Genomic DNA, 13598 nt, shown 5'->3' on the forward strand with positions numbered 1-13598 from the left:
TTATTGAATAAAAAAAGCCGGAACTCATTTCCAGCTTTTTTTACCCCTCAACTGCATTTCGTCCTCGGGCTTTTGCTCTTAATAGCGAACGGTCAGCTTTCTCTAAAAGCTCTATCCAACTCGCCGCGCCTATGGAAAAACCAATACTGACAGAGACATGCAATTTTTCATCTGAACCAGATAAACAAATTTCTTCTAAAGAAATCGCAATCCGAATTTTTTCTGCTAAAAGACGAGCATCTATAAATTGCACCTGCTCTAGCAATATTAAAAACTCATCTCCGCCATAACGAACAATTAAATCCGAACTACGAATATTTTGCTTTAATTGCTCGGCAATACTGACAATGACGCGATCACCTACAATATGCCCATATTGGTCGTTCACCTGTTTAAAACGATCAATATCAATAATCATTAAACAGGTTTGCGTAAATTTTTGAGGGTAACTTTCAACAATTTTTAAATATTCAGATAAAGCTAAACGATTGGAGACTCCAGTGAGTGGATCAGTATTGGCAATATTCTTTAACTGAAATTCAAAAGCGTCACGTTGTTGCAACATACGTTGTAATCGGTCAATTGCTTCAAATAGAGAAAAAAATTCACCTTTGGTGGCGACATTCATCTCATCTTTACAATGATCAGAACTATGCGATAAATCTAAAATTAAAGTTCTCGCTTTAATTAAAGGCGAAAATACACGTCTTTGAGCATATATCAGAGTAAGTAATGCAGTAGCCAAAGAAATTAAAGAAATAAATAAAGTTAAAAAGAAATCATTTCGAGCAATCGCATTTTCTTGAGTCGCAATAACTACACTCTCATCAAGAATATAACTTTGCAAATCAACCACAGTAGTAAATTTACCTACAATTGCTTCGGTTAATTGGGTACCATTTAAATAATATGGCTCCCCCTTTTGGCTTTCTTCTAATAGCTTTTCTACAATCGGAATACCCTGATCTATAAACTCTGTTTTCACTCTAGAATATAACCGACGGTATTCTGGAGTTTTTGCTTGTTCAGGCTGTAAGGTATCGACCAAAATCCATAAATATCTAGCTTGGTGTTGAGTTTGTAATGAACGTGCACGATTATTACTTGGAATCTCTTCATTAAAACTGACGGGAGCAATAATGTTAGATGCCATACGCCCAGCCTGATCACGCATATCAGTCAGCACAATAATAAGCGTAAAATAATTAGAAATGCGGCTGTCTTTACTTTTTAACTGCAACATTAGTTTTTGCAGTATTTCCCTACAATTATCCCATGCGCCAAACATTCCTAAAATGGCATTATCCAGTTGAACAGAAGTTCTTGCTGTATATGGAGTTTCACCGTAATAATCAACGACACGTCGGGCTTGTCTAAGATTTTCTTTAAAATTAGTTTGTAGCTCATTGGCTAAGGAAACATAACCAGCTTGTTTTAAAATTAAAATGCTTGTATCAATTTGCGCATCAACGATTAAACGAAATTTTTTTAATTCTTGCTGATTTTTTACTAAATCATGAGGACCACTCGACATCATTTTATTAGCAGGAGCACGTTCCTTAGAAACTTTATAGGCAATATCGGCTACTGCTCTTAAACTTTTTATTTCAGCTAGGGCTTGTCTAGTTTTTATATAATCCTGATAGCTTCCTACAATAAGAGGTACTGCCATGAATAATAAGGATAAAATAATAACCAGCATAAAAAAGAACAGTCGATTACTAATATGCTCTGAACGTAATCCTGACATTTCTAGCTGGTACTCCGTAAATGTCCTGCCATTTTTAATACGATATAAATTAGGCTTAAATCCATCCTAGCATTTTAATAACTAAAATTTCATCATTAACCCCTTCATTTCTTTTTTAATAATTATACGATCCCTAAATTTTGTCAGCTTAAATAACAAAATGAATCGAAAAATTGAATGCTTTTTATAAAAAAACTCTATTTTACAGATTAAAGATTTTTAATCATGATAGTAAAAACAGTATTTACTTGTCCTCTTGGATGCCTCTCCCAGCATCCGCTGCCCAGCTTTAAGCTGGGCTCTTTTTAGCCTCTTATTTTTTCAATAAAATTCACATAACTCTTATTTTAATTTTTAGATTTTCTTACAGATAAAAAAAAGCTCAACCTTGGGGAAAGCTGAGCTCGTAAAATCTGATGTGTTCTACACATCGTATCTGGGCAAGCACTTTAAATCCTAAAAAACGTTAGGCAGTGAACTTTGCAATCGAATTATGTGATTTACCTCTACCTTTGTAAAGTTGATTAAATTAATCAGGATTAAATTTTTAATCGTTTTTTCAACTTAAAATAGAGATTTCTTTTATTTTATTCACTTATATAATAATTAAGAATAGTTAAATTTTTTAGTTAAACTAATCCAAATATTGTTAACTATTCCTCAAAATAAAACGAATTTGACAATAAAATGGCGGTTTTTTATTCACATTGTAAACACAGCTATATTTTTGTTAATGTTAAAACCGATTAATGCAATCTATTTTTCCAATCACAATTGTAATATCTTTTTAACATTTACTTCTTAATTCTTAATGAAATATAATTATTAGCTTATTGTAAATGTTCATTTTTTTATCAGGTTGACAAACCACTTTTCATTTGATTAGTTTTTCACCAATTTTAACATAAGTGTCAAATATCTTTAACATTACCTTTTCTAGATTATTGACTTCATAAATTGTTACAATACAATGACCCCAGCTTTATCTCTTGTTAATGCTGGAAATGATTATGAAAAAACTTGGTTTAGCCACTGCTGTATTATTAGCCATGACCGGTGCTCATGCTTATCAATTTGAAGTTCAAGGTCAATCTGAATATGTTGACACAACTGCAAACGATAAAAACTTCACTGGTACTGCTCAAGGTACTTATTACCTAAAAAATGTAGATGCTTCTAAAGGTCCTTTAGCTGAAGCAGCTTTCTTAAACCAAGCATCTAACGTTTCTGTTGCTTATAACTATATCAAATATGATGAGAAAGACACTGTAAACGTTGAATCTCATACTTATGGTGTTAAGGGTGAAGCATACCTTCCAACTCCTTACTTACCAGTTTATGCTAGCGCATCTTACAATCATACTATCAATGATTATAAAGATGGCGAAAGCGATGACAATGGTGACCGTTATGCATTAGAAGCTGGTGCAATGTTGTTACCTAACTTCTTAGTTGCTGTTGGTTATACAAGTGTAGCTGACCAAGAATCATTGGATGCTTTTGGCGTTAATAAATACGGTATCGTTAAAGCAGTTGGTGAATCAGCAGCTATTGCTGACAAACAAGATGCTGTAACTGCTCGTACTAAATATGTTGGCAACATTGATGGCACTAACATGGCTATTGGTTTTGAAGCATTTGGTGTATTTGCTGAAGACAATGCTTACGGCATGAAAACTGATCTTTTCGTAACTCCTAAGTTAAGTGTTGGTGCATCTTTTGCTGATGTGTCTGCATTTAATTCTGGTTACGATCATGTTTGGGGTGGTCACACTCAATACTTCATCACTCCTGCTGTAGCAGTTGGTGCTGACTTCGTTAAAGCAAATGCGAAAGATGGCAACCCACGTGATACACAAACTATCGGCTTAAATGCTAAATTCCGTTTCTAATTTAATTTAGAAATCGAATTAAAAAAGGACTCATTTGAGTCCTTTTTTTTTACAGCTAAATTTAGCTTCGTACAATATTTAAGAAATATAGGTGACGTTCATACTGATCGATAATGTCCTGAATTAAATCTTCTTGGGTCCAATCCATTACATCATAGTTCTGCCCACCCTCTCTTAAAAATACTTCGGCTTGGAAATATTGCCCATCTTCGGCTTCAGTACGTCCAATTAAAAAACTTGGTGGCACTGTTTCACGTGAAACAACTTTATAAATAAAATTAATTTCATTGTGATGATCGACTCGAAGCTGCATCCCATCCTCAAGTTGAGTAATTGAAACTTCTAAATGACGGCGTCTAAATTCATGTTTGATATTTTCAAACGCACGAGCTACTTGTTTTTCGATATATTCTCTAACCTCTTCTTCACTATGAGGATAGTGCATGATTAAACCTAGCCGCTGTTGCCAGCTTCTTGGATTATGAATGGCACGTGGGGTAATTCGAGCTTCCTGAATTGCTTGCATTTTCGTGACATCAAGATGCAATGCTTTTATTAATCCCCAACTCATGAACAGCATAACCACAGTAAACGGCAATGCACTCATAATGATTGAAGATTGAAGCGCAGCCAAACCACCGACTAACAATAAAATAATGGCGAGTACAGCCATCAGTACTGTCCAGAACAAACGCTGCCAAGTTGGTGAATTTTCAGTTTTTGCAGTTAAGTAGTCTGTTACCAATGCTCCCGAGTCAGCAGAGGTCACAAAGAATAAAACGACTAAAACGGTAGCCAAAATATTCATGACACCTGACCACGGTAAGTGTCCTAAAAACTCAAATAGAGCTACTGATGAGTCTTGCTGAACAGCCTGAATGAGAGTGGCTTGATGTTCATGGATAATGCTAAATAATGCAGCGTTTCCTAAAAAGCCCATCCAGATAATGGTAAAGCCTGTCGGGATGAGGAGAACCCCTACAATAAACTCTCGAATGGTACGACCACGTGAAACCCTTGCGATAAACATACCCACAAATGGCGACCAAGAAATCCACCAAGCCCAATATAAAATTGTCCAACCACCAATCCATCCATTCGGCTGATAAGCGTATAAATTGAATGTCATGGTAAAAAGGTTAGAGATATATTGCCCAGTGTTTTGAATAGTAGTCTGGAGTAAATAAATACTAGGACCAGCGATAAAAACAAAGACTAATAATATTAAGGCTAAGACTAAGTTTAGCTCTGATAAACGTTTAACCCCTTTATCAAGACCTAAGAACACAGACAAGGAAGCTAAAATGCTCACAAAAATAATGAGTAATACTTGAATATGGGTGCTTTGCTCGACACCGAACAAATAATGTAAACCAGAGTTAATCTGGGTAACGCCAAAGCCGAGAGAAGTTGCTACACCAAATACCGTACCAATGGTCGCGAATATATCGATGCTGTCGCCCCAAGGCCCATAAATCTTCTTACCAATGAGTGGATAAAGGGCTGAACGGGTCTTTAACGGTAAATTATGTCGATAAGCAAAATAAGCCAATGCCAATCCGACCACTGCGTAAATAGCCCATGCATGTAACCCCCAGTGGAAGAAGGTTACCCTTAATGCTTGCTGTGCCGCCTCAATAGTCTGCGCATCTCCACTCGGTGGATTAACATAATGCATGACAGGTTCGGCAACTCCGAAGAACATGAGACCGATACCCATCCCTGCTGTAAACAGCATGGCAAACCAAGACCCATTATTATATTCAGGCTGACTATGGTCAGGTCCTAATTTAATTCGACCTATTGATGAACAGGCGATATAAATTAATAAGATGAGAAAGAAGGCTACAGATAAAACATAAAACCAGCTAAATGAATCGGTGATCCATTGTTTTAATTGCTGCGTTAGAAGTTCAAAAGAACTCGGGGCGATCACAACAACTGCCAAAAACAAAGCAATGATAATGACCGTACCAAAAAATACGTTAGGATTAACGTTTGCGAACCAACCTGGTTGTTTGGAAGGCATAACTCCTCCATGTTATTTTAATGAAAAGTGACAGGCATAAAGCCAATAAAGACATTCACAGAATGAACAAAGTTAAATCTTTCAATAGAGAAAGCCGATAATACTTTAATTAAACTTAAATAATATTGCAGTTACAAAGGTGTAAATAAATTGAAACACCTTCTCCACTATTTGCCTGAATCCTTTTTTGTCGGATGGGCAATGTACTGTAAAGCAATTAAACGTGTGACAATCAAAGCGAGATACATCACACCACAAAACATTTGTAGCATGGCTAAAACGCGTGCTGGTGGACTAAGCGGCATTAAATCAGATAAGCCTGTTGCTGACTGTAAGCTAAAGCTCAGGAACAGTAGATCTAACCAAGTCTGCAAATGATAGACATTGTTTGGATTTTGGAAACTAGTCGGAATCAATAGCTGACAAATGTTGTAGAGGAATGCAAAGCCCCATGCAAGCAAGGTAAAAACCGCGGCGGCGGCAAACAATTCATCTCTTGTTAAATATCGATCAGCGAACATATAACGAAATAAGCCATAAGCTGCCGAAAAATAAGCTAGTGCTTCACAGCTATGAGCAAGAATCTGGATCGTTAAATTGCTATAACCTAATAAAATAAAGACTGAAGATATTATCGCTCCACTAACGAACGTTAACCCCCAAAAAGTGAACATTGGGGTTTGGCGAATCACCTTAGCAATAATAAGTAAGGCAAGCACTCCCAAAGCCCACGTTATGGTTCGGTAAAATACATCATGAAAAGTCAGCATGGCCAAAATGAGTAAGATGAATTGCACAAGCAGCAACCATGCAGAAGGTAGCAATCGAAAGCTCGCCCAGAACGCGATGATAGAACGCATTTAATTATTTTCCTTTTTCATTATGTTTTGAATTATAGGAAATCATACTGTACAAAAAATAGGACAAACAAGTTGTTCTTTATTAAAGAGCTTCTTTCACTTTAATGTTTGAGATCAACAAAAAAAGCCCCGCAGGGCTTTTAATGAAATAGATATTTAATCCATTTTGATTTTAGTGATCTGAGGCACCAGAAGCACCGATACCTGTCATTGAACGAACATATTGGGCATCGAATGCAGCACGCTCTTTTTTAGCACGTGCAGAGTTGTCAGTCACCGAGAAGAACCAACAGCAAAGGAATGACAATGGCATCGCAAATAATGCAGGACCATTGAATGGGTTAACTGGTGTATCAGAGATTTTTAAAGTATCTACCCAAACCGCTTTAGACAGAACAATAAGTACTACCGCTGTTACAAGACCAACCACACCACCGATAACTGCACCACGAGTGGTTAAACCTTTCCAGAACATTGAAAGAACAAGAATTGGGAAGTTTGCACAACATGCCACAGAGAACGCTAAGCCCACCATGAATGCTACGTTTTGCTTTTCAAACAAGATACCCAAAATCATGGCAAAGATTGCTAAACCAAGTGTCGCAATTTTTGACATACGAAGTTCTGAAGCTGGAGTCGTTTGACCTTTCTTGAATACGTTAGCGTATAAGTCATGTGAGATTGCAGATGCACCTGAAAGTGTTAAACCAGCAACAACAGCAAGAATCGTTGCGAACGCTACTGCTGAAATGAAGCCCATAAATAAGTCACCGCCTAAAGCATCACTTAAATGCACGGCTGCCATGTTGTTACCACCAACAAGTTCAAGCTTGCCTGATACTGCCATTTTTGCAACATCAAGGAATTGAGGGTTGTTTGATACGAAAAGGATCGCACCGAAACCAATAATGAAAGTTAGAAGATAGAAGTAACCAATGAAACCTGTCGCAACCACAACCGATTTACGCGCTTCTTTTGCATCTTTTACAGTGAAGAAACGCATAAGAATATGTGGAAGACCCGCTGTACCAAACATGAGTGCCAAGCCAAGAGACAATGCATCAATCGGGTTTGCGGCCAGTTTACCTGGACCCATAATTTTTGCAGCTTCTTCAAAGCTTACGCTGTGAACTTTACTGAATACTTCAATTGATTGAGTGAACATGTTGCTGAAGCTAAAACCAACCGCTTTCATCACCATGAATGCCATGAAAGTCGCGCCACTAAGCAACATAACAGCTTTAATGATTTGTACCCATGTGGTTGCTAGCATGCCACCAAAAATTACGTATGCCATCATTAATAGACCAACAATGACAACAGCGATGTTATAGTTCAAACCAAATAGTAATTTGATGAGCTGGCCCGCGCCTACCATTTGAGCGATCAAGTAGAATGCCACAACAACAAGCGAGCTCAAGGCAGCTAAGGTACGGACTGGTTTTTCTTCAAGACGGAATGACACTACATCTGAAAGGTTGTATTTACCAAGGTTACGTAAACGCTCTGCAACCAAGAATAAAACGATTGGCCAACCTACCATAAACCCAAGAGAATAAAGTAAGCCATCAAAACCCGAACTAAACACCATCGCGGAAATACCCAGGAAAGATGCTGCTGACATATAGTCACCGGCAATTGCCAATCCGTTTTGGAAACCGCTGATTCCGCCCCCTGCGGTATAGAAATCTTGTGCTGATTGAGTTTGTTTTGCCGCCCACTTAGTAATAAACAAAGTGAAACCAACAAAGATGACAAACATAATGATGGCATGCCAGTTGGTGGCTTGTTGCTCTGCTTCACCTAAGTCAGGGCTTGCCATAGCAACAGTTGAATATAGCGATGCTGCTGCCAATAAGGCTTTCGCTTTTAATGAATTCCATTTCATATTAGTGTAATCCTTTCTCATGCGTGATGGCTTCAACTTCCTTCAACGCTTCTTCACTCAACTGGTCAAGGGTATTGTTTGCGATATAGGAATACACGCCACACAGTAGGAAAGATAAAACAATAATTCCTAAGCCTAGTGGAATACCCCATGTCGTTACACCACCACTAAATGAACTCATTAAAAATTCTTTGTTGTAGCCAACAAGTAGCATAAAGCCCACATAAAGCACTAACATAATGATTGTGAGCGTCCAGCTTAATGCACTTTTTTTCTTGACCATCTTTTGAAACTTTGGATTGCGTAGAATCTGTTCTACTTGGCTTTGATCCATAACCAAACTCCTTGCCTGTGCCCAACCTTGGTCACTTTTTTAATAGTAGTTTCTCATTATTAAAATTAGCAAAATAACGTGTAATTCGTAACTTAGACTTTGGTCGTTAAAATTTAATCAATTTATAGCTTTGTTTCTGCTTGCGGTATGATAGGCGCAAGGTTTTAATCATGTAGGTCATATGAACAGCTGGCTGATTATTGGGGTACTCACTCTTTATATAGCACTCTTATTCATTTGTGCTTTTTTTGGCGAGAAGCATGCTAGTCGCCTGAGTACACGTGGCCGCATGTTCTTGTTCAGCTTGACCTTAGGTGTTTACTGTTCATCTTGGACATTTTATGGTGCAACCGGAGCTGCCGTCCGAGAAGGCGTCATTTTCTTACCTATTTATTTAGGTCCACTGTTATTTGTCTGGTTTGGTTACGATATCTGGCGACGTTTAGGCCGAGTACGTCAGCACCATGCAATTTCTTCAATTGCAGACTTTGTTGCTGCACGTTATGGCAAAAGCGGTGTATTGGCATCGCTGGTTACGATCTTGGCAGTTATTGCGATTATTCCCTACCTGGCCCTACAGTTACGTGCAATTGCCTTAAGTACATCAGTCATATTGGAGCAAAATGCTCATATTCATACGACTACCAATAGCGTATTGCTATTAACCAGTGTCCTTGCGATCTTGGCCATGATCTTCGGTACAAGGCAGATTGCGAATACCGAACAGCATGGCGGCCTCATGTTAGCGGTGGCATTTGAATCTTTTGTAAAATTATTCGCCCTAATCTGTGTCGCTTTATTTTTTATTTTTGAAGCACCCGCGAACTTAGTACAAGTCTCAGCCGACGTAAACCAAACCTTCCAAGAAGTACAGTTATTTGGGGTGCCTGAAACATTTTGGATTCAGACCTTATTGGCAGGTCTAGCAATAATCTGTTTACCTCGCCAGTTTCATGTGGCTGTTGTCGAATTACGCGATGAAAAGCATATTCGCGGTGCACGTAAATGGTTTGCGGCTTATCTCATTTTAACGATTTTAGCTATTATCCCAATTGCAAGCTGGGCCTTGCATGCAGCACCAAAATTCCTAACCGTACCCGATGTTGCGGTACTCTCATTACCATTGAGTTATAACCAAGAGTGGTTAGCCCTACTGGCCTTTTTAGGTGGGTTCTCTGCATCAACAGGCATGTTACTGGTTTCATCTGTTGCCCTGTCTATCATGCTCAGTAATGACTTGATTATGCCTGCCCTGTGGCGCTTCAAGTTGCTTTCACGACACGACAAACATTTACCTAAAGTTCTTAAATTTAGCCGTCGTATTAGTATTGTCGCGGTGATGCTACTTGGCTTTTTATTCTTCCATTTCTTTAATGATATTAACCAGCTTTCAGTATTTGGTTTATTGGCATTTAGTGCGGTTGCTCAATTCGCTCCTGCACTAATTGGAGGATTGTATTGGCGAGGTGGAAGTCGCCAAGGCGTTTATGCAGGTCTTATTGTTGGCTTTTTAATGTGGAGTTACACATTACTATTTCCAACCATCTTACGTAGTTTGCCGGAAGCCTATCAAGAAACAGCCCAAAGTATTTTGCTTTTTGGTCCTTTGGGAATTAATGCATTACGTCCAGAATCACTTTTCGGCTTTGAGTCATTTGCTCCACTTACACACGGAGTAATCTGGTCGCTTGGTTTAAATATTGTTTTATATATTTGGATTTCTAAACTTTACCGCCCAAGTGTGGCAGAACAAATTCAGGCAGAAAGCTTTTTTTATTACGAAACTAAGCCCCTGCCATCTCCACATACCTCTACCGATTTAACTTATTTACCGCATGATGCTGCACGTTTAAAAGTAGGCGATTTATTTGCCCTTGCTAAAAGAATTACGGGTGAGCAACCCACAACACAAGCGTTCGAGAACTTCTGTGAACAAAATCATCTCACGCTCAACCCCAATAGCATCGCTAATGGCATGTGGTGGCGGTTCACTGAACAATATCTAGCTGGCATTATCGGCGCAGCCTCTGCCCGTACTTTGCTCACTACAGCAATGATTAACAATGGTTTGGCATTAGGCCAAGTCGCCAATATTTTAGACCAAGCCTCACAGTGGCAAAGGTTTAATCAAAACTTGCTGATGACCATGATTGACCACATGACCCAAGGGGTGAGTGTGGTCGATAAAAACATGTGTTTAGTCGCATGGAATAACCAATATTTAAAATTGTTTGGCTACCCTAAAGATTTAGTCTATGTGGGTTGTCCAATTGCCGATCTGATTCGTTATAACGCTGAACGCGGCGAATGTGGCCCCGGTTCAGTCGAAGAACATGTTCGCAAACGTTTACACTGGATGAAAGTCGGAAGTGCGCATGAATTTGAACGAATCCGTAAAGACGGACGCGTTATTCAAATGCGCGGTAATCCTATTTCAGGTGGTGGCTTTGTGACTACCTTCGCCGACATTACGGCTTTCCGTGCGAATGAGGCAATACTCGAAGCCCGTGTAAAAGACCGCACCCAACAACTTGCCGATGCCTTAACCGAACAACAGCTTGCACGTGAACAAGCCGATATGGCTAATATGTCAAAAAGCCGATTTATTGCTGCGGCAAGTCATGACTTATTACAACCTATGCACGCTGCTCGTCTGTTTAGTACGGTTCTTGAACAAAGCATTGCAACCGAAGAAGATCGTCAAACTCTACAGCAACTTGACCGTGCTCTATATGGTGCAGAAAGTATGCTCTCTGCCCTGCTCGATATTGCACGTTTGGAAGGCGGTACCATACAGCCAAAAAGACAGCCTTATCCTCTGCACGATTTATTAAGCGATCTTGAACTCCAGTTTAAATCGATTGCTGCACAGCGAAATATTTCATTAAAAGTTCACGATGTATCATTCTGGATTGACACAGATCCACAGTGGATACGACGCATTATTCAAAACTTTGTAAGTAATGCACTGCGTTATACAGCCAAAGGCCGAGTGATTGTTGGTGTATTACGTTCAGCACAAAAACCTGGACACATTCGAATTGGTGTCTGGGATACAGGTCCCGGAATTGCCGAAGAGCAACGTATTAAACTATTTCAAGAATTCGAACGCTGTGGGCATTTATCACCTTGGGGCGAACAAGGTCTCGGTTTAGGTCTCGCGATTGTGCAGCGTATGACTGGTTTGTTGAATTATCCAGTCCATGTCTATTCGCAACTCGATAAAGGCTCCTGCTTTATGATTGAGGTTCCGGTGGTAGAGGCTCCAAAAGTGGTCACCCCGACCGTACAAGCAGTGCCTTTAAAAACTAAGGCCTACCGAATTTTATGTTTAGACAATGATGAAACAATTCTTGAGGGCATGAGTAGCTTATTAGGTCGATGGGGCTACGAAGTTTTTAAAGCCACTGAACCAGAACAAGCATTTGAGATTATTCAAAAAGAGAATATTCAAGTCTGGCTTATCGATCAGCATTTAAACAACAACCAACTCGGTGTCGATTTTATTTTGCAAAATCGTCAACATGATGTTCCTGTTGCTTTAATTACTGCTGACTCTCATCCTGAGTTACCTCAACAATTGAAAGAACTGAATATTGTTTTACTCAAAAAACCGCTTAAGCCAGCTTCTCTAAGAGCATGGTTATCGGGACTTAAAATTGCCAGTGAGGTAGATTAAATATTTTCTCTCCCAAACCTTTTAATAAGTTTGGGAGAGATTTTTGGCAAAAATTATTGGACTAATTTAAGCCAATAGGCAGAACTGCTCAAAAAGTCTACTTTTGTTGATTAAATAATTGGCCAAACTTTCCAATAGCCCTTTTTCTATGGCAAAGCTCACCTTTTTTGTAAGTGAACACTTGTACACTTAGTTACAATTTCATAAATTACTGTTTTTTAAAATTATAATTAGCCAAAAATAACCATATAAGACTTTAGTCGTATTCTACTTGCATTCTTCCTGACACATAAATATTCAAAACCTATTTCTTAAATGTACAGTCATTTTTATAACCCATTTCCATATTAAGCACCCCTGCTCACGAATTAATGCAAAGGACAATTGCCATGAATATTTCTGATAACAGCCCACAAGGCCAACTTTCGTCTCAACAGTTTTATCGTCAATACAGTGCCAATGCTTTACTTCCTGAATTAGATTGGCAAAGTATTTTTCCTCACAGCAAGCTCAATGAAGCAAACATTAAAGCGTTAAATACAATTTATCAGTGCGCCGTCCCCCTCGCACTTAATGTATTTCATGATCTAAATTTTGATGTATTTGCACCTGCGGCTTATCATCCGCAAGGTTTAGGTTTATTTGATAAATTGGCACAACAAGAAGAAAATTTCTTAAAAGTTCTTAGCGCTGAAAGTGAAAATCTTGACCATGACACACGTCATCAAATCTGGAGCATGCTACTCCGTGGCGGTGCTGTACTCGTTTTCAAAGCTTGGCTTGGTCATGTCAAACTCGGCGAGAATCAGTTAGATATGACTCAGTTTGATGAATTATCGGATTTACTCTTTATTAAAACGCATCCAGATCAACTTGCTGAACGACTCCATGTTGATGAAAAAGCAAAACTCGACCATATCTTCTTAATGTATGGCAATGACATTTTCCTTGATCGCTTCAACAGTCTAGAAACAGCTGCTTTGTTTGTTGATTTAGGCGTTTATGATGCAGCCTTCTTAAGCCTACGCGATGACCGCGTAGCTGAATATTTAAAAATGAAAGGTTATGTAACTCAAGATCAAATTGATGATTTGCAATGTGCACTCAATCCTTTGTACTGCGACAGCCTAACACCAAAGCAAGATTGCCTTGCTTAAGTGGCACAC

General features: G+C 38.8%; 8 protein-coding genes. 3 read left to right on the plus strand and 5 right to left on the minus strand.

Features of this window, described 5'->3' with window-relative positions; genetic code table 11:
- Positions 1 to 40: 40 nt before the first annotated feature.
- Positions 41 to 1750, minus strand: a complete 1710-nt coding sequence (locus RMB06_RS06250; RefSeq protein ID WP_311078816.1) for a GGDEF domain-containing protein — start codon at positions 1748 to 1750, stop codon at positions 41 to 43.
- 1010 nt (positions 1751 to 2760) lie between these two features.
- On the opposite strand from RMB06_RS06250, the gene omp33-36 reads away from it, so the two are divergent.
- On the plus strand, positions 2761 to 3642 hold the full coding sequence (gene omp33-36, locus RMB06_RS06255; protein ID WP_057075530.1) for a porin Omp33-36: 882 nt from the start codon (positions 2761 to 2763) through the stop codon (positions 3640 to 3642).
- 61 nt (positions 3643 to 3703) lie between these two features.
- Here omp33-36 and RMB06_RS06260 read toward each other — a convergent pair whose 3' ends face one another.
- From RMB06_RS06260 to RMB06_RS06275, 4 genes are all read right to left on the minus strand, one after another.
- Positions 3704 to 5671, minus strand: coding sequence for a choline BCCT transporter BetT (locus RMB06_RS06260; RefSeq protein WP_057068964.1), 1968 nt, complete (start codon positions 5669 to 5671; stop codon positions 3704 to 3706).
- A 167-nt stretch (positions 5672 to 5838) separates the two neighbouring features.
- Positions 5839 to 6531 (minus strand): ion channel, encoded by a 693-nt coding sequence (locus tag RMB06_RS06265; protein ID WP_311078818.1) that lies wholly within the window; start codon positions 6529 to 6531, stop codon positions 5839 to 5841.
- A 172-nt stretch (positions 6532 to 6703) separates the two neighbouring features.
- A complete protein-coding gene (locus RMB06_RS06270; RefSeq protein ID WP_005078627.1) occupies positions 6704 to 8419 on the minus strand; it encodes a cation acetate symporter in 1716 nt (571 codons plus the stop codon).
- A gap of 1 nt (position 8420) precedes the next feature.
- Positions 8421 to 8753 (minus strand): DUF485 domain-containing protein, encoded by a 333-nt coding sequence (locus tag RMB06_RS06275; RefSeq protein ID WP_000372818.1) that lies wholly within the window; start codon positions 8751 to 8753, stop codon positions 8421 to 8423.
- A gap of 181 nt (positions 8754 to 8934) precedes the next feature.
- Here RMB06_RS06275 and RMB06_RS06280 point away from each other — a divergent pair, with 181 nt between their 5' ends.
- Positions 8935 to 12432, plus strand: a complete 3498-nt coding sequence (locus RMB06_RS06280) for a PAS domain-containing hybrid sensor histidine kinase/response regulator (protein ID WP_311078822.1) — start codon at positions 8935 to 8937, stop codon at positions 12430 to 12432.
- Positions 12433 to 12821: 389 nt separating this feature from the next.
- On the plus strand, positions 12822 to 13589 hold the full coding sequence (locus RMB06_RS06285; RefSeq protein WP_017387555.1) for a hypothetical protein: 768 nt from the start codon (positions 12822 to 12824) through the stop codon (positions 13587 to 13589).
- Positions 13590 to 13598 lie beyond the last annotated feature (9 nt).

The organism is Acinetobacter sp. V104_13 (assembly GCF_031798995.1).
GTDB classification, from domain to species: Bacteria; Pseudomonadota; Gammaproteobacteria; order Pseudomonadales; family Moraxellaceae; genus Acinetobacter; species Acinetobacter pittii.

Bases quoted from the DNA above. Each gene is read 5' to 3' on its own strand.
- RMB06_RS06250 (WP_311078816.1), bottom strand. From the start codon at position 1,750: ATGTCAGGATTACGTTCAGAGCATATTAGTAATCGACTGTTCTTTTTT.
- RMB06_RS06265 (WP_311078818.1), bottom strand. From the start codon at position 6,531: ATGCGTTCTATCATCGCGTTCTGGGCGAGCTTTCGATTGCTACCTTCT.
- RMB06_RS06270 (WP_005078627.1), bottom strand. From the start codon at position 8,419: ATGAAATGGAATTCATTAAAAGCGAAAGCCTTATTGGCAGCAGCATCG.
- omp33-36 (WP_057075530.1), top strand. From the start codon at position 2,761: ATGAAAAAACTTGGTTTAGCCACTGCTGTATTATTAGCCATGACCGGT.
- RMB06_RS06285 (WP_017387555.1), top strand. From the start codon at position 12,822: ATGAATATTTCTGATAACAGCCCACAAGGCCAACTTTCGTCTCAACAG.
- RMB06_RS06280 (WP_311078822.1), top strand. From the start codon at position 8,935: ATGAACAGCTGGCTGATTATTGGGGTACTCACTCTTTATATAGCACTC.
- RMB06_RS06275 (WP_000372818.1), bottom strand. From the start codon at position 8,753: ATGGATCAAAGCCAAGTAGAACAGATTCTACGCAATCCAAAGTTTCAA.
- RMB06_RS06260 (WP_057068964.1), bottom strand. From the start codon at position 5,671: ATGCCTTCCAAACAACCAGGTTGGTTCGCAAACGTTAATCCTAACGTA.